This is a genomic window from Kordia sp. (genome assembly GCF_965224175.1).
In the GTDB taxonomy this organism is placed as follows: domain Bacteria; phylum Bacteroidota; class Bacteroidia; order Flavobacteriales; family Flavobacteriaceae; genus Kordia.
On record NZ_OZ245041.1, the window covers coordinates 4,547,865 to 4,572,629 of the forward strand.

The 24,765-nt window shown below is 32.6% G+C and carries 21 protein-coding genes; 17 read left to right on the forward strand and 4 right to left on the reverse strand.

The window, feature by feature from the left end; all coding sequences use genetic code 11:
* The first annotated feature begins 50 nt into the window (after positions 1-50).
* On the forward strand, positions 51-224 hold the full coding sequence (locus ACOQOS_RS19720) for a hypothetical protein (protein ID WP_420572197.1): 174 nt from the start codon (positions 51-53) through the stop codon (positions 222-224).
* A 95-nt stretch (positions 225-319) separates the two neighbouring features.
* Here ACOQOS_RS19720 and pruA read toward each other — a convergent pair whose 3' ends face one another.
* Positions 320-1,945 carry an L-glutamate gamma-semialdehyde dehydrogenase gene (gene pruA / locus ACOQOS_RS19725; RefSeq protein ID WP_420572198.1) on the reverse strand — a complete coding sequence of 542 codons (1,626 nt, stop codon included), beginning with the start codon at positions 1,943-1,945 and terminating at the stop codon, positions 320-322.
* Between the two features lie 211 nt (positions 1,946-2,156).
* Here pruA and ACOQOS_RS19730 point away from each other — a divergent pair, with 211 nt between their 5' ends.
* A complete protein-coding gene (locus ACOQOS_RS19730) occupies positions 2,157-2,885 on the forward strand; it encodes an NRDE family protein (protein WP_420572199.1) in 729 nt (242 codons plus the stop codon).
* Positions 2,878-3,894 (forward strand): DUF6695 family protein, encoded by a 1,017-nt coding sequence (locus ACOQOS_RS19735; protein WP_420572200.1) that lies wholly within the window; start codon positions 2,878-2,880, stop codon positions 3,892-3,894. The genes ACOQOS_RS19730 and ACOQOS_RS19735 overlap by 8 nt, the downstream gene beginning before the upstream one ends.
* Here ACOQOS_RS19735 and ACOQOS_RS19740 read toward each other — a convergent pair.
* Positions 3,870-4,460 carry a hypothetical protein gene (locus ACOQOS_RS19740; RefSeq protein WP_420572201.1) on the reverse strand — a complete coding sequence of 197 codons (591 nt, stop codon included), beginning with the start codon at positions 4,458-4,460 and terminating at the stop codon, positions 3,870-3,872. The genes ACOQOS_RS19735 and ACOQOS_RS19740 overlap by 25 nt on opposite strands.
* Before the next feature lie 96 nt (positions 4,461-4,556).
* Between ACOQOS_RS19740 and ACOQOS_RS19745 the strand changes: the two genes are divergently transcribed.
* On the forward strand, positions 4,557-5,519 hold the full coding sequence (locus ACOQOS_RS19745; protein WP_420572202.1) for a hypothetical protein: 963 nt from the start codon (positions 4,557-4,559) through the stop codon (positions 5,517-5,519).
* A 64-nt stretch (positions 5,520-5,583) separates the two neighbouring features.
* Here the strand turns inward: ACOQOS_RS19745 and apaG are convergent, their stop codons facing one another.
* On the reverse strand, positions 5,584-5,970 hold the full coding sequence (gene apaG / locus ACOQOS_RS19750; protein ID WP_420572203.1) for a Co2+/Mg2+ efflux protein ApaG: 387 nt from the start codon (positions 5,968-5,970) through the stop codon (positions 5,584-5,586).
* A 120-nt stretch (positions 5,971-6,090) separates the two neighbouring features.
* Positions 6,091-7,350 carry a DUF5103 domain-containing protein gene (locus ACOQOS_RS19755; RefSeq protein ID WP_420572204.1) on the reverse strand — a complete coding sequence of 420 codons (1,260 nt, stop codon included), beginning with the start codon at positions 7,348-7,350 and terminating at the stop codon, positions 6,091-6,093.
* Positions 7,351-7,541: 191 nt separating this feature from the next.
* On the opposite strand from ACOQOS_RS19755, the gene ACOQOS_RS19760 reads away from it, so the two are divergent.
* The 13 genes from ACOQOS_RS19760 to ACOQOS_RS19820 all read left to right on the forward strand — a co-directional run bounded on the left by ACOQOS_RS19760 (position 7,542) and on the right by ACOQOS_RS19820 (position 24,608).
* The gene (locus tag ACOQOS_RS19760) at positions 7,542-8,891 is read left to right on the forward strand and encodes a Na(+)-translocating NADH-quinone reductase subunit A (RefSeq protein WP_420572205.1); all 1,350 of its coding nucleotides are present in this window, start codon (positions 7,542-7,544) and stop codon (positions 8,889-8,891) included.
* A gap of 4 nt (positions 8,892-8,895) precedes the next feature.
* Complete coding sequence (locus ACOQOS_RS19765; RefSeq protein ID WP_420572206.1) at positions 8,896-10,122, forward strand: NADH:ubiquinone reductase (Na(+)-transporting) subunit B; 1,227 nt, start codon at positions 8,896-8,898, stop codon at positions 10,120-10,122.
* A 2-nt stretch (positions 10,123-10,124) separates the two neighbouring features.
* Positions 10,125-10,919, forward strand: coding sequence for a Na(+)-translocating NADH-quinone reductase subunit C (locus ACOQOS_RS19770; RefSeq protein WP_420572207.1), 795 nt, complete (start codon positions 10,125-10,127; stop codon positions 10,917-10,919).
* Positions 10,920-10,922: 3 nt separating this feature from the next.
* Complete coding sequence (locus ACOQOS_RS19775) at positions 10,923-11,555, forward strand: NADH:ubiquinone reductase (Na(+)-transporting) subunit D (protein WP_420572208.1); 633 nt, start codon at positions 10,923-10,925, stop codon at positions 11,553-11,555.
* A 76-nt stretch (positions 11,556-11,631) separates the two neighbouring features.
* Positions 11,632-12,351 carry an NADH:ubiquinone reductase (Na(+)-transporting) subunit E gene (gene nqrE, locus ACOQOS_RS19780; RefSeq protein WP_420572209.1) on the forward strand — a complete coding sequence of 240 codons (720 nt, stop codon included), beginning with the start codon at positions 11,632-11,634 and terminating at the stop codon, positions 12,349-12,351.
* Position 12,352: 1 nt separating this feature from the next.
* A complete protein-coding gene (nqrF, locus tag ACOQOS_RS19785; RefSeq protein ID WP_420572210.1) occupies positions 12,353-13,660 on the forward strand; it encodes an NADH:ubiquinone reductase (Na(+)-transporting) subunit F in 1,308 nt (435 codons plus the stop codon).
* A gap of 144 nt (positions 13,661-13,804) precedes the next feature.
* The gene (locus tag ACOQOS_RS19790; RefSeq protein ID WP_420572211.1) at positions 13,805-16,576 is read left to right on the forward strand and encodes an alpha/beta hydrolase family protein; all 2,772 of its coding nucleotides are present in this window, start codon (positions 13,805-13,807) and stop codon (positions 16,574-16,576) included.
* Between the two features lie 190 nt (positions 16,577-16,766).
* Positions 16,767-17,156, forward strand: a complete 390-nt coding sequence (locus tag ACOQOS_RS19795; RefSeq protein WP_420572212.1) for a Na(+)-translocating NADH-quinone reductase subunit F — start codon at positions 16,767-16,769, stop codon at positions 17,154-17,156.
* A gap of 80 nt (positions 17,157-17,236) precedes the next feature.
* Positions 17,237-18,181 carry an FAD:protein FMN transferase gene (locus ACOQOS_RS19800; protein ID WP_420572213.1) on the forward strand — a complete coding sequence of 315 codons (945 nt, stop codon included), beginning with the start codon at positions 17,237-17,239 and terminating at the stop codon, positions 18,179-18,181.
* 161 nt (positions 18,182-18,342) lie between these two features.
* Positions 18,343-18,582 (forward strand): hypothetical protein, encoded by a 240-nt coding sequence (locus ACOQOS_RS19805; RefSeq protein ID WP_420572214.1) that lies wholly within the window; start codon positions 18,343-18,345, stop codon positions 18,580-18,582.
* A gap of 170 nt (positions 18,583-18,752) precedes the next feature.
* Positions 18,753-20,774, forward strand: a complete 2,022-nt coding sequence (locus tag ACOQOS_RS19810; protein WP_420572215.1) for a tetratricopeptide repeat protein — start codon at positions 18,753-18,755, stop codon at positions 20,772-20,774.
* Positions 20,775-20,897: 123 nt separating this feature from the next.
* Positions 20,898-23,828 carry a sensor histidine kinase gene (locus ACOQOS_RS19815; protein WP_420572216.1) on the forward strand — a complete coding sequence of 977 codons (2,931 nt, stop codon included), beginning with the start codon at positions 20,898-20,900 and terminating at the stop codon, positions 23,826-23,828.
* A 27-nt stretch (positions 23,829-23,855) separates the two neighbouring features.
* Complete coding sequence (locus tag ACOQOS_RS19820) at positions 23,856-24,608, forward strand: LytR/AlgR family response regulator transcription factor (protein ID WP_420572217.1); 753 nt, start codon at positions 23,856-23,858, stop codon at positions 24,606-24,608.
* The last annotated feature ends 157 nt before the right edge of the window (positions 24,609-24,765 follow it).

Here is a 24,765-nt window from a genome sequence, read left to right on the forward strand (position 1 = left end):
GCATTTTTGATTATTTATATTTAAAATTATAAATCAAAAAATTCACGATCATGAAAAAAAAGAATTTAAAAAATCTTAGCTTAAACAGAAAGACAGTGTCTAAGTTTACTGTAGATTCAGTAAAAGGAGGAATGGTTTCTGCTCGTTGTAGCGACCTGTATTACGAAGATGATAATGGATATATCATTTGCTGTACTTTTGTTGGTCCTGACTGTGTTGGGTAAGCCGGAAAAGCATAAAAAAAGCCAGTATAGTTGATATACTGGCTTTTTATTTTTTTTATAATGTCAATCTGTTTGAGAATGACAAAACATATAATTTATCCTAAAAAAGGATATCTGTAATCCGTAGGAGTTACAAACGTTTCTTTAATTAATCGTGGAGAAACCCAACGTAATAAGTTTTGAGCAGAACCAGCTTTATCATTTGTTCCAGAAGCTCTAGCACCACCAAATGGTTGTTGTCCTACAACAGCTCCGGTTGGCTTGTCATTAATATAGAAGTTTCCAGCACAGTTTTCTAAAGCTTTTGTCGCTTCATCAATTGCATAACGATCACCTGAAAATACAGCTCCTGTTAATGCGTATTCAGAAGTTGAATCAACTAATTTTAGCGTTTCAGACCAATCAGCATCTTCATATACATAAATAGTAACAACAGGTCCAAATAATTCAGTTTCCATAGTTGTATACTTAGGATCTTTAGCAACAATAACTGTTGGTTCAATAAAATATCCTTTAGACTTATCATAACTTCCACCAGCAACTACGTCTGCGTCAGCATCAGCTTTCGCTTGGTCAATATACTTGGCTAGCTTATCAAACGAACCTTCATGAATTACTGCAGTAATAAAGTTACTTAAATCAGCAGGAGAACCCATTTTGAAAGATGCGATATCTTCTTTTACATAATTAATTACCTCTTCGGCAATTGATTTTGGTAAGTATACTCTTGAAGCTGCACTACATTTTTGTCCTTGAAATTCAAAAGCACCACGAGAAATACCTGTAGCTACTTGCTTAGGATTTGCGCTTGGATGTGCAACGATGAAATCTTTTCCTCCAGTTTCACCTACAATTTTTGGATATGTTTTGTATGTGTGAATGTTGTTTCCAATTTTCTTCCAAAGCTCTTTAAATACATATGTAGAACCTGTAAAGTGAACTCCAGCAAAGTCTGGGCTTTCTAAAATTGTATCTGTAATCATTACTGGATCACCATACACAACATTAATTACACCATCTGGTACACCAGCTTCTTTAAAAATATCTACAATTACTTTTGCAGAGAAAATTTGGCTATCACTTGGTTTCCAAACAACAGTATTCCCCATCATGGCAGCACTTGCAGGTAAATTTGCCGCAATTGCTGTAAAGTTAAAAGGAGTGATCGCGTATACAAAACCTTCTAATGGTCTGTATTCAACACGATTCCAAATTCCTTCAGCTGAATCCGGTTGCTCTTCATAAATCTGCGACATAAATTCTACGTTAAAACGTAAAAAATCGATTAATTCACAGGCTGCGTCAATTTCTGCTTGATGAACAGTTTTTGATTGCGCAATCATTGTTGCAGCATTTATTTTTGCTCTATAAGGTCCGGCGATTAATTCTGCAGCTTTTAAGAAAATAGCAGCACGTTGTTCCCATGTTAATTGCGCCCATTTCTTTCTAGCTTCCAAAGCAGTTTCAATAGCTTCTGTTACATGCTTCTTTTCTGCTAAGTGATATGTACCTACAATATGTTTATGATCATGTGGAGGTGACATTGTATTGGTATTTCCAGTTCTTACTTCTTGGTTGCCAATGTACATTGGTACATCAGCATTTCCATTAAAGTATGTTTCATATTGCGCAGTAACAGCAGCTCTTTCTGGAGTTCCAGGAGCATATGATTTTACTGGCTCATTGATGGCTGTTGGAACTTGAAAAAATCCTTTTCCCATAGGTTATATTTTTAATAGTGTTTGTATTAGAATTTTGAGGTGCAAAGATACAAAAAAAAAGCACCTTTATAGCGATTTTGATTTTTCTACTATTTTGGAGTTTCTTGCTGATTTTTAATTAGTTTTCAAAAAAAATAGACATTTCATAATTTACAGTTATATGTAATGAAAATTTTGTAAGTTGTCCTCCTAAAGACAGACAAAAGCTACTATGTGTACAGTTAGTTTTATTTATAAAGGAAATGATGAGTTTGTGTTAACCTCAAACCGAGATGAATCACCAATACGAGAAACGAAAGAACCTGCTATTTACAATATAGCAGATTCAAAGTTGATTTTTCCAAAAGATATCGTTGGCGGAGGAACTTGGATTGGGATAAGTGATAAAAAACGTGTTGTCTGTCTGTTAAATGGTGGCTTTGAAAAGCATGTGCGTTTGCCAAAATATCGTCATAGTAGAGGAGTTGTGGTGAAAGATTTTTTGACAGCGGTACATATAGAAGAAGAAGTTGCTAATTACAATCTAGCCTTAATTGAACCTTTTACTGTGGTCATTGTAGATTGGACGTATGGATTGCAATTGTTTGAGTTGGTTTGGGATGGAACACAAAAGCATTTTCAAAAATTACCGCTTACCATTCCGCATATTTGGTCTTCTTCTACATTATATACTGAAAAAATGAAGCAATTACGTCTTGATTGGTTTGCAGAATTTCAGCAAAAAGAAAACTTAAAAGCAAGTACATTGCTTAATTTTCATAAAACTGCTGGAGTTGGTGATTCTAATGTAGATGTTATCATGGATAGAGGTGTTGTAAAAACAATCAGCATTACGCAAATTGAAAAACACACAGATATTATTAGCATGAAGTATCAAGATTTTGCAAAAAATACAGAAAGTACTATTTCATTCAATACTATAGAAGCTTTGCATGAATAATTCGGGAATAATACTTACGCTGGCATATCCTGATACCATTGTAAGAACTGCTGAAGAATGGTATTCTCCTTTTCTGCGATTTATAGGAATTGGGAAGAAAAATTATATTCGTGCAGGTCATGCAGCATTGGTTTTGATAGAGAAATCTACCGGAAATATTGCGTATCACGATTACGGTCGTTATGTAACAAAGTTATCTTATGGACGTGTGCGATCAAAAGTGCGCGATCGTGAGTTAGATTTTCCATTGAAAGCTGTAATTCGGAATGGCGAAATTGTCAATTTAGATGAGTTATTACATTTTTTAGGAAACAATCCTAAGTTGACACATGGTGAAGGAAAAATGGTAGCTTCCGTTTGTGATCAAATTGATTATGATTCTGCAAAAAAATACATTGATTATTGTTTGCGTCAAGGTTCAACAACATACGCCGCTTTTTTAAAAAATGCTTCCAATTGCGCTCGTTTTGTTACAGATACTTTGATTGAATCTGTGACAAATTCACAAGTAAAAAAACAACTAAAAAAATCAACTTGGTTTACACCTAGCACAGTAGGAAATGTAATGTTGGCAAGTACAACAAAGCATGTGTACGAAGTAGTAGATGCGCAAGTAAATGTTTTTAATTCGACTTCAAAAAAAGAAACATTACGCTGTTTTTTAGATCGGTTAAAAGATCATGAACCCAATTTGGAAGGTAATATAGAGCCAAAAAAACTTGCAATGCTTTCAGAACAAGCACAATGGCTTTCTGGAATTGGTTCAGGTGTATGGTTTGAGATTGAATCGCTTCCCGCAATTACATATTGTTATAGAATTCGTAGAATTTCCCCTTATGGCGATGTGGATGTTGACGGAATCTTTAAAGTAAACAATCCTGAATTTGATTTGGAACAATCTTACGAATTTATTCATGATTCCAATTGTGCGTATTGTAATATTTTACAGAACGGAAAGATTTTTTATTTTAGTTTTGAACATGACTATTTTGACAAACGTTTAAAATAAAAAGAAGTGTTATTTTTTAAGGAATATCCTAAAATTAATGCAACATTCGATTTAAAATACACGTGATTTATCAGTAAATCATTGTTTTTGCTCAATCCAATACGTGACTTTTTAATTTCAATTCTTCCTATAAAATGAGGAATACCACTAGAGTCTATCTCTCTATTTTCTAAATGTAGCATGCCATTTTCTTGTAGTTTAAATGTAAAAGAGTCTTTTTTGATGATTGAATCTTGAATTCGATATAAAAAACGGATCTTATCATCAGCTACTATCTTTACGTCAACTTTTACTTTATCAAGAACTATTTCATCTAGAGATTGCCCATTGGTAAGCTCACTTATAGTATTATTTTTAGGTTCTTTTAATGGTTGAACTTCTTTGTCAATATTTAACTTAATGTACGAGTCATAGCTCTTCATAGCATATGTTCCTTCTATGTGTTGAAGTTTTTCTTGTGTGAGCGGAGTCGTTTTATTTTCAATAATTTTCTCAGAAAATGAGGCGCAACTTGAAAATGAAAGTAGCGTGATTAAAATAATAACTAAGTACTTTATTTTTTCCATAATTAAGAATTCTATCTAAAATTAATGTATTAATTGCAAGGGTAGTTGTAGTAAGAGCAATTTATTATGTTTATTTTTGTGAAAATCACAAATAAGATGCAAGAATTCTTTCTCTCTAAACTCAAAGAAACATTGCCCGGAAATGCTTCCTTAATAGAAACTGTTGCTGAGGTATTGGATATTAGTTATGATGCTGCACACCGACGTACCAGCATGAAAAGTAAGCTTTCCTTAGAAGAAGCGATCAAGTTGTCACGTCATTCCAATATGTCTATTGATCAATTGTATGAAATAGGATTGCAAAATGTTATTGCTGTTGAAAAAACACAAATCATTTCTTCACAAGAAGATTTAGAAGAATATTTTGAAGCTTCTTATGGAAATCTGCAGCAAATTTTGGCAATGAAAGATTCGGAAATTATCTATTCTGCTAAGGATTTGCCTATATTTTATACTTCTTCGGATAATGTTTTGTCTCGATTTAAAATGTATGTTTGGCTACAATTGTTGAGTGAAGAACAAAAAGTAGTGGCTTTTGAAAACTTTGCGCCATCAGTTTCATTGGTTACAGCCGCTTCGCGTTTAGGAAAGTTGTATGCAAATTTAAAAGTAACAGAAATTTGGGACATTACAACAATTAATAGTACGCTGAAACAAATTCATTTTTATTACAAATCAATGCTTCTCACGGAATCAATGGCGCTGAAATTATGTGAAGATTTAAAAACGTTGGTTGAGATGGTAGAAGATAAAGTTGCGAATGATTCACAATACAAACTGTTTTACAATGAATTGCTGCTCATGAATAATACGGTGTTGGTAAAAACGCCTGTGATTAAAACTTTATTTGTTCCGTATACAATTCTATCTTATTATAAAACAAGTGATATGGAAACATTAGTAAAGATTGATGAGCATTTAGAACGGCAAATGCGTAACTCTAAATTACTGTCTACTGCAGGGAAAAAAGAACAACGCATCTTTTTCAATAAAATGTACAAAAAGATTGATGCCTTATCGTATTTGATTGAAGCGGAAAATGTGTTAGATTTTGAGTGATTAGATCTGCTAGATGTACTTAACTATTTCATCTAGAGCATTGAGTAGAGTCGAAATGCAAATATTAGTTCAACGCAAATGGAGCACTTAGCTTAAACGTAGGAATAAAAACTCTAAACTTCTTTGTGGTTGTGAAATTTACCATATTATAATGTCCACGCATGGCGCCAATAGGAGAAGATAGTAAACAACCAGATTGGTATGTGTGAGATTCTCCAGGTTTTAACACAGGTTTCTTTCCAATAACGCCTTCACCATCAACAATTTCAATACTATTTAAAGCGTCAAAAATTTGCCAGTGTCTAGATGTTAATTGAACAGAATCTTTACTTTGATTTTCAATAGTGATTTGATAACCAAAAGCAAAATGCATCTTATAGTTTTTGAAGAATGTACCTTCAAAACTAGTCTCTACGGAAATTTTTATGCCTCTGGTTACTTGTTGAATCATTTGCAATTTTTATTGGATTGTAGTTGTTTAACCAAATACAATACACTCAAAAATACGAATTTTCTATATACTTTCTTAAAACACGTTAAAATTTTAACGATTTTTGGCAAAAATGACCTTTTAATTCTTGATTACACTAGAATTTGTAGTGCCAATTCCTATAATACTATCGTATATTTCGCCAAACTTTCTAAAATAAACGATGATTAAATAATCATTTTCAGTTTCAAAATTAGAGCCGCTAATTTTTGTAGTATCTACTTCGCCTTTATCATTTACAACAACATACTTGTAATTATAAAATCCTTGTTTCAGCAGAAGTTGTGCTTCATACAAATCGGTTTCTTCGTTGTAAAACAATTGATTTTCTTCGCTGATGGCATAATTATTAAAACGACCTTGCACATATACTTTACTGCCAGTTAAATTCATATAATTAGATAAAGAAAAATGAATCATAGCATAATCAGCTTCAATGGAAGGATCTGTTCCTTGTATTGTGTTGATTAAAAAATCGCCATTAATATCTGGGTTAAATGTATACGGATCAACTGTACGTGTAGCATTTGTATGAAGGTAATTTTGATAAACATCTTTTAGTTCAATACTTGCAATACTTACATTTCCACCTCGAATTTCTTTGTTGTCAAAATTAAAATATTCGTTTCCTCCAGGAAAACTTGTTTCAGTATTATAGCGATACATAAGTTTAGAACCGAGTGTATATTGAGGTTTTATATTAGTGATAGCGGTTTTCCAGTTGTAATTCTGTAAAATGGCAATCTTTACTTCACGTTCAGGATTTCGCAATAACATGTTTGGAGAATTGATCTCAAATTGAATCAACTGATTTTGCTGAATCGTATTTAAATCGCGTGTTCTGTGTACAGCTGCGCCAACATTAACAGAATTTTGATATACAATAAACTTTCTAGAAAACATCAATTCATCTTCGTCATTATATATAGAAAGCATATAATTTCCTGTTAGTAAAAGTGTCGTTAAATTATTTGGAATCGTCAGACGATAATTAGAATACAATTGTAATGTATTGAATGAATTTTCATAATTGATAATACGTTGGTTGTCAAAACCTCTTAAATATTGTGCTTTCGCTAAATTAGAACGTGTCCAATCATAATTACAATGCACAATCTTGTAGTAATAATCAGCTTCATCTCCATTAATGTCATCAAAAGTAATATTTAATGGTTCGCCTAATTGTAATACAGGAAATTGATCTCCGTCATTTGTGCCGGCTAATTCAATACTTTTAATATAGTATGGAGGATCAACTTCTTCTAAAGGCTTGTTTTGTGCTTGTAAAGAAAAGTTTACAAAAGTCAAAAATGTGAAAATTTGAAAAATGCGAAGCTTCATTCGTTTAGATTTTTTGTAAAGATACGCAAAATGCATGCCCAAACGAGATTCTATGCTTTCTCAGAAGAAAACATGGTGCTAAAATATTAATTTAGAATCAGTATAAATAAATTTTATAGTTATCTATTGGCTTTTAGTTGAGTGTATAAATGCTTAAATTTGCACGTTTTTTAGAAAAAAAATCCATAACTATGTCAAAAGACATTCGCATAAAAAAAGGCTTAGATATTAAGCTTGTTGGCGAAGCAGAAAAAACTACTATTGCTGCCAAAGCAAGTAGTCATTATGCGATAAAGCCAAAAGATTTTCACAGTGTTATTCCTAAACTATTAGTGAAAGTCGGTCACAAAATTAAAGCCGGTCAGGCACTATTCCATTCTAAATCAGACGAGACTTTATTATTTCCTTCTCCAGTAAGTGGAGAAATTTCAGAGATTGTTCGTGGAGCAAAACGTAAAATTTTAGAAATTAGAATTTTAGCAGATGCTACGCAAACACATCATGATTTCGGAAAGAAAGATGTAGCAAAAATGTCAGGTGAAGAAGTGAAAGCACATTTGCTTTCTACAGGTTGTTGGCCATTTATCAAACAACGTCCCTATGATGTAATTGCAAATCCAGCAAATTCGCCAAAAGCAATTTTTGTTTCAGGTCACAACAGTGCACCTTTAGCTGCTGATTTAGATTACGTGTTAGCAGGAAAAGAAGCAGAATTGACTGCTGCGTTGACAGCTTTAACAAAACTTACAGAAGGAAGTGTTCATGTAGTAACAAAGAAAGGCGGAAATTCTCCGTTGGCAAATGTTTCTGGAACAAGTTCTCATACAGTTTCTGGACCGCATCCAGCAGGAAATGTTGGAACACACATCAACAAAATCGATCCTGTAAATAAAGGAGAGACTGTTTGGACAGTTTCAGCTCAAGATTTAGTAATTATCGGGGAAATTTTACTTACAGGTAAATTCAACGCTACTAGAATTGTTGCTGTAACAGGTTCACAAATCACTAATCCACAATATGTGACGGCAATTGCTGGAGCAAACTTGAAAGATGTTACTGCGGGTAATATTAACCTAGATAACACAAGAGTTATCAGTGGTGATGTTTTATCAGGGAAACAAGAAGGTGCAGAAGGAACGTTAGGATATTACGATAATCAAATTACGGCAATTCCAGAAGGTGATGATTACGAATTCTTCGGATGGAATAAACCAATCTTCAATAAAGTAAGTACCTCAAGAGCACTTACATTTTCTTGGTTAAAGCCAAATAAAAAATACGATCTAAATACAAATACGAATGGTGAACATCGTGCTTTTGTAACTACTGGAACTTATGAAGAAGTATTTCCATTAGATATTTATCCAATGCAAACTTTAAAAGCTTGTATGTATAAAGATTTAGATGAGATGGAAGCTTTAGGAATGTATGAAGTTGCTCCTGAAGATTTTGCATTGACAGAATTTGTGTGTGTGTCAAAGCAACCACATCAAAAGATTATCAGAGAAGGTTTAGACTTAATGCTTAAAGAAATAGGATAACGCTATGAGCTTAAAAAGTAAATTACATAATATAAAAGAGAAGTATAAAGGAAAAAAGATGGCGCCTGCATTTAATGCATTGCACACATTTTTATACTTACCTAACGAAACTACGCACAATGGAACGCACATTAAAGCTGCTGACGATTTAAAGCGTACAATGAACACTGTAATCATGGCTTTAGTTCCATGTTTAATTTATGGAATGTTCAATGCAGGTTACCAACATTATTTAGCTACAGGAGCTATTGAAGCAGCTAATGGATTTTTAGGAGCTTCTTTCTGGACACTAGATAATTTAATTCTTGGAGCTTGGCAAATATTACCTTTAGTAATTGTTTCTTATGGTGTCGGATTGGCTGTTGAATTTTTATTTGCAGTCATAAAAGGACACGAGGTAGAAGAAGGATACTTAGTAACAGGTATGTTAGTTCCTTTAATTGTTCCAGTTGATATTCCATTATGGATGTTGGCAGTAGCTGTAATTTTTGGTGTTGTCATCGGAAAAGAAGTTTTTGGAGGAACAGGAATGAATATCTTAAATCCAGCATTGACTATTAGAGCCTTTTTATTCTTTGCATATCCAACGTGGATGTCTGGAGATAAAGTTTGGGTTCATGGTGCTGTTGAAAGAGCAAATCAAATTGCTGCGGGACAAAATGTAGATGCAATCTCAGGAGAGACACTTTTAGGAGCATACGCGCAAAACAGTTCGCTTCCGGGAATAGATACTTGGGATATGTTCTGGGGATTAATTCCAGGTTCTGTTGGTGAAACCTCTAAATTCTTAATTATCATTGGAGCATTATTCTTAATCTTTACAAAAGTAGGAAGCTGGAGAATCATGTTGAGTACTGTAATTGGAGCGTTGACAATGGGATTAATCTTCAACGGAGTTGTAGATGCAGGAGTTGTAACTGAATCAAGTAAATTCTTTGGATTAATGAGTGTTCCTTTCTGGCAACATTTAATCATTGGAAGTATACTTTTTGGAGCTGTTTACATGGCAACAGACCCAGTAACTGCTGCACAAACAAACAAAGGGAAATGGATTTATGGTTTCTTAATTGGTTTCATCTCAATTATGATTCGTGTATTCAATCCAGCATATCCAGAAGGTGTATTCTTAGCAATTCTATTAATGAATGTATTTGCACCAACAATTGATCACTATGTGGTTCAAGGAAATGTGAAGAAAAGAATGAAACGTCTAAAAGTAAAAACAGCTTAACGATGGAAAAGAGAACAGATAAAAACTCATATACCGTAATATTCGCGATTGGAATGGTATTGATCGTAGGTGCATTGCTTGCATATTTAGCATCAGCATTAAAACCAATGATTACTGAAAATCAGCGTTTAGAAAAGCAGCAAAATATTTTGTATGCGATGGGAATTAATAATAACACACCAGGAGCAGCTACTTTTATTTCTACAAAAGAAGCGCCTGCAAAGTTTGATAAATACATCACTGATCAAGTTGTTTTAGAAGTAGTAGACGGAAAAATAGTTAGTCAGCTTTCAAGAAGTGAATACAAAGAGAAAAATGGAGGTCAAGAACCATATTTAATCGATGTAAAAAAACAACAAGCATACGCTAAAGCTGGAAAAAATAGAAAACTTCCATTATTTGTAGGAGAAAAAGAAGGGAAGAAATTCTACATCGCTCCAATCAGAGGAAAAGGACTTTGGGATGCTATTTGGGGATATGTAGCCATGGATGAAAATATGGTAGTACAAGGAGCTTATTTTGATCACAAAGGAGAAACACCTGGACTTGGAGCAAATATCAAGCAACGTTACTTCATGGACGATTTCAATGGAGAACACTTATTGAATGACGCAGGAGTATTCAAAGGAATTACAATTTCAAAAACGAATGCTGATCCAACAAATAAGGATAAAAAAGATTATGAAATTGATGCTATCGCAGGAGCAACAATTACAGGAGATGGAGTTACAGCAATGATCAAAAAAGATTTAAAGTTGTATGTGCCTTTTTTCAAAAACTTAAAAAACAAACAATAAATCATGGGAAAAGATAGTAGATTAATATTAGACCCATTAGCAGATAATAACCCGATTACAATTCAGGTATTAGGAATCTGTTCAGCATTAGCAATTACAGCAGAACTTGAAGCTTCTATTGTAATGTCTATATCTGTGTTATTTGTATTAGGAGTTGGAAACGTAGTAATCTCATTAATGCGAAATATCATTCCATCAAAAATTAGAATTATTGTACAGCTTATTGTAGTTGCAACTTTAGTAATTATTGTGGATTTAGTACTGAAAGCTTTTGCTTATGAATTGAGTAAAACACTATCTGTATTCGTCGGATTAATTATTACAAACTGTATCATCATGGGACGTTTTGAAGCTTTCGCTTTAGGAAATGGACCTTGGCGTTCTTTCCTTGACGGAATTGGAAACTCATTAGGATATGCAGTTATCTTAATTATTGTAGGATTCTTTAGAGAATTATTAGGTTCAGGAACTTTATTAGGAATTAAAATACTTGGTGATCCAGTTGCGAAAACAGGATTATATGCTTACGGATATGAAAATAACGGATTCATGTTATTATCACCAATGGCATTAATTGTAGTTGGAATCATTATTTGGGTACAACGTTCAAGAAATAAAGCTTTAATAGAAGACTAAAAAATAGTAGTGAGACGTTAGTCACGAGAATTGAGAATTCTCAATGCTAATTACTCAAAACTCAATACTAAAAAATATGGAACATATAGAATTATTTTTCAAATCAATATTTATAGATAACATGGTATTTGCTACGTTCTTAGGAATGTGTTCTTACTTAGCTGTATCTAAAAAAGTAACCACAGCCGTTGGACTTGGTGCCGCAGTTATTTTCGTACTTGCGATTACCGTGCCTTTAAACTGGTTGTTGGATCAGTACATATTACAACCAGGAGCTTTATCTTGGTTAGGAGCAGAATACATAGATTATGACTTAAGTTTCTTATCATTTATCATGTTTATTGCAACTATTGCAACGATGGTACAGTTGGTAGAAATTATCGTAGAGAAGTTCTCTCCGTCATTATACAATTCATTAGGTATCTTCTTGCCATTAATCGCGGTAAACTGTGCGATTTTAGGAGGTTCATTATTCATGCAATCAAGAGAAATTGCAACCTTAGGTTTAGCTACTACTTATGGAGTTGGTTCTGGAATCGGATGGTTCTTAGCAATTTTAGCAATTGCAGCTATTCGTGAAAAAATCAGATACTCTGACGTACCTGCACCATTAAGAGGTTTAGGAATTACATTTATCATCACTGGTTTAATGGCTATCGGATTTATGAGTTTTGGAGGAATGTTAACTGGTGGAGATGAAGAAGGAGATAAGAAAAAGAAAACAGCTCAGATCGAAACTGTACAAGACAAGAGTACTACAAATGAAATCGCTAACAATACAAAAGTAATTGATTAATATGATATTAGCAGCAAGTACAACAGGAACAATCATAGCAACTGTAGCGGCCTTTTTACTAATCACATTAGTATTGGTTTCTCTATTGTTATTTGTAAAGCAAAAATTATCACCATCAGGACCTGTAAAAATTACAATCAATGGTGAGCGTGAAATTGAAGTAGCTTCAGGAAGTACGCTTTTATCTACTTTAGGAAACGAAAAAATATTTTTACCATCAGCTTGTGGTGGTGGTGGAACATGTATTCAGTGTGAATGTCATGTATTAGAAGGTGGTGGAGAAGCATTACCAACAGAAGTTCCTCACTTCACAAGAAAAGAATTGCAACACGGAGCACGTTTAGCTTGTCAAGTAAAAGTAAAGCAAGACATGAACATTACGATTCCAGAAGAAATCTTCGGAATTAAGAAATGGGAAGCTGTTGTTGTTCGTAACTATAACGTAGCATCATTTATTAAGGAATTTGTAGTTGAAATTCCTGAAGATATGGGTTATAAAGCAGGTGGATACATTCAAATTGAAATTCCTCAGTGTGAAATAAAATATAGTGATATAGATATTACTGCGCATCCAGAAGAGCATGAAACTCCAGACAAGTTCCAAAAAGAGTGGGATAAATTTGGTTTATGGCCTTTAGTAATGAAAAATACGGAAACTGTAGAGCGTGCATATTCAATGGCTTCTTTTCCAGCAGAAGGACGTGAAATTATGCTAAACGTTCGTATTGCAACACCGCCTTGGGATAGAGCTAAAAATGCTTGGATGGACGTAAATCCAGGAGTAGCTTCTTCTTATATATTTGCACAAAAACCAGGAGATAAAGTAACAATTTCTGGGCCTTATGGTGAATTCTTCATCAACGAATCGGAAGCAGAAATGTTGTACGTTGGTGGTGGAGCAGGTATGGCGCCAATGCGTTCTCACTTGTATCACTTATTCAAAACGTTAAAAACTGGACGTAAAGTTACCTATTGGTATGGAGGACGTTCTAAGCGTGAATTATTCTACCTTGAGCATTTCTATGAGTTAGAAAGAGAGTTTCCAAACTTTAAGTTTTACTTAGCATTATCTGAACCATTAGAAGAGGATAATTGGAAAATAAAAGAGAACATTGATGCTGAAGGAGATGGATTCGTAGGATTCGTTCATAATTGTGTGATTGATAACTATTTAAATCATCATGATTCACCAGAAGATATTGAGTTATATTTCTGTGGACCTCCATTAATGAATCAAGCAGTTCAAAAAATGGGAGAAGATTTTGGTATTCCAGATGAAAATATTCGATTCGATGATTTCGGAGGATAAAAAATTATTTCATTTCAATATAAAAAAAGATCGTCAATAGTGGCGATCTTTTTTTATGGAGTAATTTTAAAATAGTCAGTCAAAATAGATGTGTAAATAAGTAATAATCTGCTTATATTTATAGCTTATTATTTACAGTAAACCATGAATCAAAAAATACTTCCCATTATATTTCTATTTGCAATAGGAATTTCGTTCGCACAAAAAAGACCTGTAACTCATGATGATTATGATCTTTGGAAATACATTTCATCAAGTAAAGTCTCTAAAGAGGGGAAATTAGTGGTTTCTACCATGGCAACTGCAACAAGGCGAGGCGATGGTTATATTGAGATATACAATACGAAAACCCAGAATAAGAAAAGATATTTTAACGGAGTTGAGAGTAAAATTACTCATGATGAAAAATATGTGATTTTCAAAAAGAAAGTCCCTTATCTTATTGATAGAACAGAGAAAAAAAATAAGGTTAAGGCAAAAGACAAACAAAAAGATGTGCTCTACATTTATGATGTAGATAGCGATATGATTTACGATTCTATAACGCGTGTTAAATCATACAAATTGGCTAAAAAGAATAGTGATTATGTTGTTATTGAAAAATTTAAAAACAAAAAAGATTCTATCAAAGGAGATAGTTTGCCAGCATGGAAGAATAACTACGCGTTGGTTTATAACTTAAAAACTAAAAATCAAGATACTATTTTTGATATCAAAGATATTATAGTTCCTGAAGAAGGAACACGTTTCTATTACACGAAAAAGAGCGAAAAACGTAAAAAGAAAGCAAAAGGTATCTATGCATACGAAACAACATCAAGTTCTAAGAAAGTAATTGATACGCTACTATACGATTACAAAAAACTTCAATCAAATAAATTAGGAAATCAACTCGTATATATTGCAGAAAGAGATTCGGTAGAAACAGATTCTATTCCATTCAAATTGTTTTTATACAAAGAAAATAAATTGCTTCCATTGGTAGAAAATGAAGAACAAGGATTCGGGAAAAATGAAACTTTAAGTGATTTTAAATCACCTTTTTTCTCAGAAAATGGAGAAAGACTTTATTTCTATTCCAAAATAAAAAGTCAATACAAAAAAGATACTACACTATTGGATGAAGAAATTCCACAAGTAGATGTCTGGAATTGGAATGATAAGGTAACGCAGCCAAGGCAAAAAGCAAATGCAGACTCTTACAAAGAAGATACTAAACTCAGGTATTATGATGTTCAAAAAAATCGTTATGTAAAATTGCAAGACGATGTATTAGACGATGTAGATTTATCAAATGAAAAATATATTTCTAAATATGTAGTGGGATATGATAATACTCCATACGCAGTTGAAACTTGGAAAATACCTTTTGAGTATGATTACTATGTGATTAATATGGAAACTGGAGAAAAACGACTGCTTATTAAAAAAGCCACTTCTGTAGTAGATATTAGTTTAGATGGTAAATATGGAATTTATTTTGACAATACTACAAATGATTGGATTTCGTATAATTTGGAGACGTTAGAACGTTACAATATGACAAAAAGTATCAACGTAAGCTTTGCTAATGAAGATAATGATGTGCCAGCTCCAGCGCGTCCATACAGTTCTGCAGGATTTGACAAAGATGGGAACTTATTATTTCATGATAAATACGATATATGGTCAGTTTCTCTTGACGGAAAAGCGAAACCTAAAAACATCACCAAAAAAGGAAGAAGAAAGAAAATTACATTTCGTACACAAAGGGAAAAAGATAATATTTGGTTGACTAAATATGTAGATGGAAGAATACTACTTTTAGGTTTTGATGAAAAAACAAAATCGGATGGAATCTATTTCTTGGATGAAAAGGGAAAACTTAAAACTGCAATAGAACCTGATAATTCTAGTATTTATGGTGTTCAGAAAGCTGAAAATTCAGATGTGCAAATATTCCGAAAAGGGAGTTTTACAGAATATGCAAATGTATATGTAACTACAGATAATTATAAAACGTATCGTAAAATTACAGATGTAAATCCGCATCAAAAAGACTTCAAATGGGGAACTTCCGAATTAGTTTCTTGGAAAGCCTACGATGGAACAAAACTTGAAGGTGTTGTGTATAAACCCGAAGATTTCGATCCTTCAAAGAAATACCCAATGATCGTATATTTTTATGAAAGAAGTTCTGATGAGCTTAACGACTATTCAATACCGCAACCAAGCGCATCTATTGTAAATGAATCCTATCTAACAAGTAACGATTACATAATGTTTGTTCCAGATATAGTATATAAAACTGGTCAACCTGGTGATGATGCATATAACTGTGTGGTTTCTGGTGTTGAAATGATGGAGAAGAAAGGATATGTAGATAGTAGTCGCATGGGATTACAAGGACAAAGTTGGGGAGGTTATCAGGTGGCATATCTCATCACAAAAACAAACAAATTTAAAGCAGCTATGGCTGGAGCTCCTGTGAGTAATATGACTTCTGCTTACGGAGGAATTCGTTGGGGAAGTGGTTACAGCAGAATGTTTCAATATGAAAAAACACAAAGTCGTATTGGTAAAGATTTATGGGAAGGATTTGATTTATACGTGAAAAATTCACCTTTATTTAGTTTACCGAATGTAGAAACACCTTTGCTTATCATGCATAATGATAATGATGGAGCAGTTCCGTATTATCAAGGAATTGAACTATTTATGGGAATGCGACGTTTGCGAAAACCAGCTTGGATGTTAGTGTACAATAATGAAGCACACAATCTGCGAAAAATGAAAAATAAGCAAGATTTATCTATACGAATGATGCAGTTTTTTGATCATTATTTAAAAGATGCGCCGGCACCAATATGGATGACAAAAGGTGTCCCAAGAAAGGAAAAAGGAATTAATTTTGGGTATGATCTTGATAAAGAATAAAATACATCAAAAAGATCGTCAATATTGACGATCTTTTTTTATGCTCAAAATGGAGTCGTTAGTATTATATCATCCTAAATTACAGTATCTTTGCATCTGTGTATATTCATAGATGAAATATGTATTTCATCGATATTTATCACAAAAAATAAAATAATAACAAGCACTATTTATAAACCAATACTTTCGTATGAGTATTGGAGTAGTATTTCTTATGATGGAAAAACTGACAAAACAAGAGTTGCATAATCTTGCCATGAATATCGTAGGTGAAGAATTGGAGAAGAAGGGATATGAATTTCTAGCGGTAAATAGTAAACTCAATAAACATCCGCAATTTGTTTGTATAGATAAAAACAACAAAAAAAAATTTATCTTAGTAAAGACAGTATCCTACCCTGAAGATCCAAAAGAATATGATGTAGTTTGGATGGAAACATTTAAACAGCATGTCGAAAAATTTGAAGCCGAATTATATTTTGCAGGTGTTGGGCTTGGAAATGCCGAAAATCCATTAGAAGAAGTGCAAAAAAATCAGCCATACATACTAGATTATGATGGTTTAATAAAAATAATATAAATATGAAAGCAGTTACATTACCCCTATACATATGTATAGCTTTTTTACTTACATCCTGTACGGGAAAACCCAAAGATGTAATGATGCGTACCAACTCTGGATATGCTTTAGGAACTACGTATGCTATTAAGTACGAAATTCAAAATGAGAAGGAAGACTATAAAAGTGATATTGAAAATGTATTTCATGAAGTAAATCAGTCAATATCTGCTTATATACCAACTTCTGATATTTCTAGAATCAATAGAGGAGAAGAAGGTGTTAAAATTGACGATTATTTCAAGACTGTATATGAATTTTCAAGAGAAGTCTACGAAAAAACAGATGGTTATTTTGATCCGAGTGTCGGTGCTTTGGTAAATGCTTGGGGATTTGGTCCAGAGAAACCAATCAATAACTTAACAGATAAGCAGGTAGACAGTATTATGGCTTTTACAGGTTTTGATAAGGTAAAAGTATCTAATGAAGGAAAAGTTTTTAAAGAACATCCTTCATTGACATTTGATTTTAATTCTCTTGGAAAAGGATATGCTATAGATCTTATTGGAGAAATGTTTGATGAAAAAGGAGTGAAAAACTACATCATTGAAGTTGGAGGTGAAATCCTAACAAAAGGAAAAAACACAAAGAAATTAAAAAAATGGACCGTTGCTATCGATAGTCCTATACAAGAATCGGAAGAACGTCAGTACATCGAAGTAATTACACTCGAAAATAAAGCAATGGCAACTTCTGGAAACTACCGAAAATATAGAGTAGATCCTGAAACTGGAGATCATTACGTGCATATTCTAAATGCTAAAACTGGATATCCGATGAAGAATAATGTATTGAGTGTTTCGGTTATTGCTGATAACTGTATGAAAGCTGATGCGTATGCAACAGCATTTATGGTAATGCCTTATGAGAAAACAAAGAAACTTCTAAGTGAATTAAAAGATGTTGATGCCTACGTAGTAAGTAGAGATCAATACGGGAACATTCAAAAATATACAACAAAAGGTTTTCAGGATTTAATCGAATAGCCGTATTTCTTCAAGCAATATCTCGATATAAATTATTGTTTTGAATCATATTAACATAATAAAATGTTAAGTAGGGTTTTAAAGTATGTTTAGTCAGGTTTAAAACACTTTAAAGGCTTTTTTATGACGTAAATTTAGGTATTAACTAAAAAAGAAAAGTCATGAAAAAAAAGAATTTCAAACACAACGGATTAAGCTTAAACAAAAGAATTGTTTCTAGTTTAGAATCAGAAGACATAAAAGGAGCAGGAACATTATCTTGTTTTGCAGATGCAGACACAAATTGTGGAACTCCAGGATCATTAGGTTGTCCAAGCGCTGGTTGTCCGCCACAAACGGCAAACTGTCCAACAAATGGCTGTCCACCAAGTATATCTTGTCAACCAGTAGGAATCTGCTAGTAGATACAAAGAATAAAAGGAAAGCGATTGTAAATTTAAAATTTGCAATCGCTTTTTATTTTCTATCATATTGAAATATAATTCAAATCACTAAAACGTACTTTCAGCAGTTCATTTAGCGTATTCAGAAAGTTACATGGTCTTTTCGTAGGTAAAACAATCATCTTTGTATGTTACAACCTAAAGATATGTACTCTAAATTCCTATTATACATTAGTCTATGCTTTGTTCAATTAGGATTTTCTCAACAAAAGGAAATCGATAGTCTAGAAAATGTATTCTCCGATATAAAAAATGATTCTATAAGATCAGTTAAATACGACAAAGTTCTTAATCATTACAGAAATAGAAACTCCAAGCTACATTACTATTTTATCAAAAAAGGACTCGAAGAGAGTTCTAAAACAAATAATGCAAAACAACGAGCAACTATTACGAGAGAATTAGGTATTTATTATCGTAAAAAAGGACAATTAGATTCGGCGATTATATGCTACGATAATTCCATGAAAATATACCGCCAACTCGATGATTCATTAGGAGTCTCAATCGTTAAAATGTCAAAAGCAAATGTGTTAAAAGCTAAAGGTGATTTTTCACAAGCAATCAATACGTTCAATGATATAATTGTGTTTTTTGAAAGACAAGGCGCTAAAGGCAAAAAGAAACTTTTAATGGCAAAAACGAACTTAAGTGGAGTGTATATTGCTATGAAAGATTGGGAAAATAGTAGTAAATACCTTGAAGAAGTCTACAACGATTCACTGACTAAGAAAAATAAAAATATGCTCAGTACTATTTGTATAAATCTTACAGGAGTTAAAACAAGGCAAAACAAACCAAAAGAAGCCTTGCAATATGCTAAAGAAGCTTTATTGTTAGTGAAAAGAGCACGAAGTAAGGCAAATTTGTACACCAATATCGGTGCGATATACGAAAAAATGAAAAAGCATAAATTAGCCGATGACTACTTCAAGAAAGCATTAGAAAATTACAATACTTTAAAAAGCGAGCATGGAATTCAGAAAAGTTACAATAACATTGGAAACAATTTAGCAAAGTGGAAAAAATACAAAGAAGCAGAATACTATCTATTAAAATCTAATGCGCTATTAGAAAAAGGGAATAATATAAATTCTCTGTGGTATAACTATGAAATGCTGTCGGCGCTTTATGAAAACATTGGAGACTTTAAAAAGTCATTAAAATTTGCTAAAAAAGAAGCGAAAATCAAAGACTCATTACTCAGTCTAGAAAAGCAAAGAGAAATTGCAAACTATGAAACCCTATACAAAACAGAAAAAATAAAAAGAGAAAAGGCAGTAGTTGAGCAATCGGCAATGGAAGTAACATTAGAAAATCAGAAAAATAGAAGTCGTTTTATAGGCGCACTTTTATTGATGTTTTTTACAATTATAGTATCTGTATTATACATTAGTAGAACTCGTGTTAAAAAGAAAGCTGCATTGGCATTGTTAGAGCTCCAAGAAACCAAAAAGAGGCTTGCAATCGAAAAACAATATCGCGATTCTGAACTCAAAGCATTGAAAGCGCAAATGAATCCGCATTTTATATTTAATGCGCTTAATTCTATTCAGGAATATATCATTCTCAACAAAAAAAACTTAGCAAGCGATTATCTAGGCAAATTTTCAGATCTCATACGTACCTATTTAAATCATAGTAGTAAAGGATTGATTGCTGTAGAAGAAGAATTAAAATGCTTAGAAATGTACTTAGAATTGGAGGAACTAAGATTTGAAGAAAAGCTGACCTATACAATTGAAGTTGCAGATGATATAAGTGTTAGTACAGCATTAATTCCAACAATGTTAATTCAGCCATATGTGGAAAATGCCTTAAAACATGGTTTGTTACACAAAGCAAACAATAGAAAATTATCAATATCACTAGCAAAAGCAATAGAAGAAAACATTATTACTTGTATTGTTGAAGACAATGGAATTGGAAGAAAAAAAGCGCTAGAAATAAAGGCAATGAAAAACAAAATACATCAATCATTTGGTACAAGAGTGACTAAAGAAAGACTAGAGCTATTAAACTTTGGGAAAGAAAACCTAATAAGTGTACAAACAGAAGATTTATATGAAGGAGAAGACCCAAAAGGAACAAAAGTGACGATCAGTATACCAATCGCAAAAAAGAATCCTCTGGATCGCTCTATTGGTTAAGTGATAAATATTACATTTAACTATTGATTTCCCTCAGCTTTAGAAGTTAATATAGTTGTTACAAAAAAGTTTTAAACAGTATGACTTTTAAAATTGTAGCTTTGGAAATTATAATGAAAAGAAGTGAAAAAATATATACTTAACATACTTATTCTGCTAAGTGTCATTTTTGTAAATGCACAGCATCCCATATATGAACACTTTTCAGAAAAAGATGGTTTGCCTGATATTGAATTCTACAACATGATGGAAGACAGTGAAGGGTTTATATGGCTTGCAGCGGATAAAGGTTTTTATAGATACGATGGAAACCAATTTAAACTTTACACAAATAAAGAAAAAAGAGGATTATCTGTCTTTGAACCTAAGGAAGATCACAAAGGTCGTATTTGGTGTTGTAATATTTCAGGACAATTTTTTTATGTAGAAAATGATACGTTAATCACATTCATAGACCTAGGGCAAGAAATGGGCTGGAAGGTGGGAAACTTCTTAGTGACTGATAAATATCTGCTTATATTCACACAAGCTACAGTATATAAAGTTTCGTTAGAAACCAAAGAAATAGAAGCAAGAATTAAATTCTCAAAAGTTGGACTTGGAAGTCCTTATAAATTAGGAAATGAAATTTATGTATCTACAGGAAATAGCCTTTCAACTCTCGATTTAGAGATCAATATTCTTAATCAAATTACTTCAGAAGAAATAGAAAATGATTTAGTGAATAGATGTATTGGAAGATCTTTAATTTCGGCATATAAAGGCAAAACATACCTTACATTTGGTGATAGAGAAGGATCTATAAATCTATATCTTTTTGATGTAAATACAGGGCAATATGATAAAGTCAAACTCGAAAAAACCTTAAGGAAAAGTAGCATTACATCCATTGACTTTTATGAAGATACCATGTTCTTATCTACGTCAAGCGGACTTTGGTTGTATACAGTACAAGCAGATGGAAGCATTGTATACAAGGACAGGTATTTTAAAGATCAGCATATCACAAAAATAGTAGTTGATAGAAGCAAAAATTTTTGGTTGACAACTCTGAGAGATGGAGTACTAGTCATTCCAAATATTCACAATTACATCTATAATTTTCCTAAAGACATGGAAAATTTTAAATGTATAGAAAAAATAAATGAAGATGTATTTTTCTTTGGTACGGCTAGTGGGAAAGCAGGTTTTTACAATATAAAAACGAATAAAATAGAATTCATAACCTTAGAAAAAAAATCAGGTATAACAGCAGTTTCCTACGACAAAAAATTAGGATTAATCTATATCAGTCAAAAAGCAATTGCGGGAGAATATAACTTGAATACTAAAAAATATACAGCTTATCCATATTCCGCCGAAAATGCAGGAAGTATTTCCAATATGGGAGATCATTCTTTCTTCTATACCAACTATAAAGGAGCTGTAAAGGTATACAACGGAAAAGATGTATTGCGAATGGGAAAAACTCGCGCATACGTTAGTTTCTATGATACTATTACTAAGAATAGTTATGTTTCGCATGTATACGACTTCGTAAAATATGATGCTGCATTTCAAGAAAAGAAAATACGATATCAAGGCAAAAAAATCAATGCCAGAGGAATTGTAAAAACCAATGATGGAACAATTTGGGTAGCTACACTCAAAGATGGTATTTATGGAATAAAAAACGACAGTATTACTTGTAACTATACGACAGAAAACGGATTGGTGTCTAATTATACACAGCACATAAAAAATGATGAAGACAAACTTTGGATTGTAACCAATAAAGGAATCCAATTATTCAATCCAAAGACTCAAAAATTTAAAACGATCACCAAAAGCGATGGTGTTAGTTCGTATTTAGTAAGTGGAATCGTTCCTTTTTCAAATCGTGTCTTATTCTCAACAAACAAAGGAATGTTTACCATTGATCGTAAAACAGCATTTGATCCCAAACCCAAGCCAGGAATTTACTTTACAGGAATTCAAATCAATGAAAAAGATACGCTATTTCAAGAAAAATATATATTACCTCATTATCAAAATGCCATAAAACTAAGTTTCAATTCCAATGGTTTTCGCTCTAAAGAACACATTCAATATTACAGTCGCTTGTTAGGATTTAATGAAAATTGGATTGCGGTTGATGAAGGAATTGATTTTGTAAAATACAACAGTTTGCCTGTCGGAAACTACACGTTTCAAGTAAAAGCAACTTCTAGATCACTAGCAGGAGAATCGGAAGTAAAATCAATTGATATCTCTATAAAAAGTCCATTTTGGAAGCGTACATGGTTTCTAGCTAGTGTTATACTTGCGAGTTTGCTGCTAGTAATACTTTACTACAGAAACATCTTAAAGAAACGAGATCGACAAAAAAATAAAGAACTCGAAAAATTAGAACAAGAACGTGAGCTCGTATTTCTTAAATTAGAAAACTTACGTTCGCAAATGAATCCGCATTTTATCTTTAATGCGTTAAACTCTATTCAAGAATACATCATTCTCAACAAAAAAAATCTAGCAAGTGATTATTTAGGCAAATTTGCCGATTTAATCCGTACCTATCTCAATCACAGTAACAAAGGAATCATTTCGTTGCAAGATGAAATAGATTGTTTAAAAATGTATTTAGAATTGGAAGAATTACGCTTTGAAGACAAATTAATCTATACATTCAATATAGATTCAAGCATAGATACAGATGCAATTTCCATTCCTACCATGTTAATTCAACCCTATGTAGAAAATGCGCTAAAACATGGATTATTGCACAAAAAAGATAACCGAAGATTAAATATTACACTAGAAACTTCTCGCCAAAAAGGTATTATCACCTGTTTAGTAGAAGATAATGGTGTTGGAAGAGCAAGAGCATTATCTATTAAACAAAAGAAAGATAAAATATATAAACCTTTTGGAACACAAGCTACCCAAGATCGTTTGGATTTGCTGAATTACGGAAAAGAACAGCAAATAGGTGTTGCAATAGAAGACTTATTTGATACTATTACCAAAGAGCCAAGTGGTACCAAAGTTGTAATAACCATTCCAATTAAAAAATAACCTATAAACATTCAATATACCTGAGCCATGAAAGTAATTATTATTGACGATGAACGAAAAGCAAGAAACTTATTGCAAATACTAATCTCTGAAAATTGCCCAAAGATTACAGAAATCTTTGAAGCAGAGGATTTGCTTTCAGGAATTGAACTGATCAAAAAAGAACAACCGCAAATTGTCTTCCTAGATATTGAAATGCCACAGCATTCTGGTTTGGAAATCTTGGACTTTATAGAAAAAGGGAATTTCAATTTTGAAATTATTTTTACAACAGCATATAGTGAATACGCCATCAAAGCCTTTCAGCTTTCAGCTATTGATTACTTATTAAAACCTGTGCGTGCAACACAAATACAGGAAGCTGTAGAAAAAGCAATAAAACATATTGGAAAATCGCAAATCAATATCAAATTAGAAGAACTCAAAAAAAGTTTGGCGTCCTCTAATTTCAATAAAATAGGATTGCCTTTTTCTGACGGATTCAAATTTGTAGACTTCAACGAGATCATCTTACTAGAAGCGGATGGAATGTACACTAAAATTACTACGGTCAATGATTCTGAAATCTTAGTAAGTAAACCTTTAAAACATTTTGTGTCCTTGTTAGAAAAAATAAGCACCTTCTACAAACCGCATCGTTCGTATCTTATCAATCTTAAATACATCAAAGAATACATCAAAAAAGATGGCGGTTACATTGTAATGGACAATAATGAAACAGTTTCTATTTCGAAAGACAAAAAAGAAGAGTTTCTGGCAATTGTTCAAAACATCGGATAGTTTTTGAAAGAAAAAACACTCGGCAATTATTGATAAATCCGAAGAAAGTTATTTCAAAAAAAACACTAAAAACGTTTAGCAGTTCAAAACTAACTTTCAGAAGATAAACCTACATACAGCTCTGCTGCTAAATACTTTTGACTTCACAAACTATAAA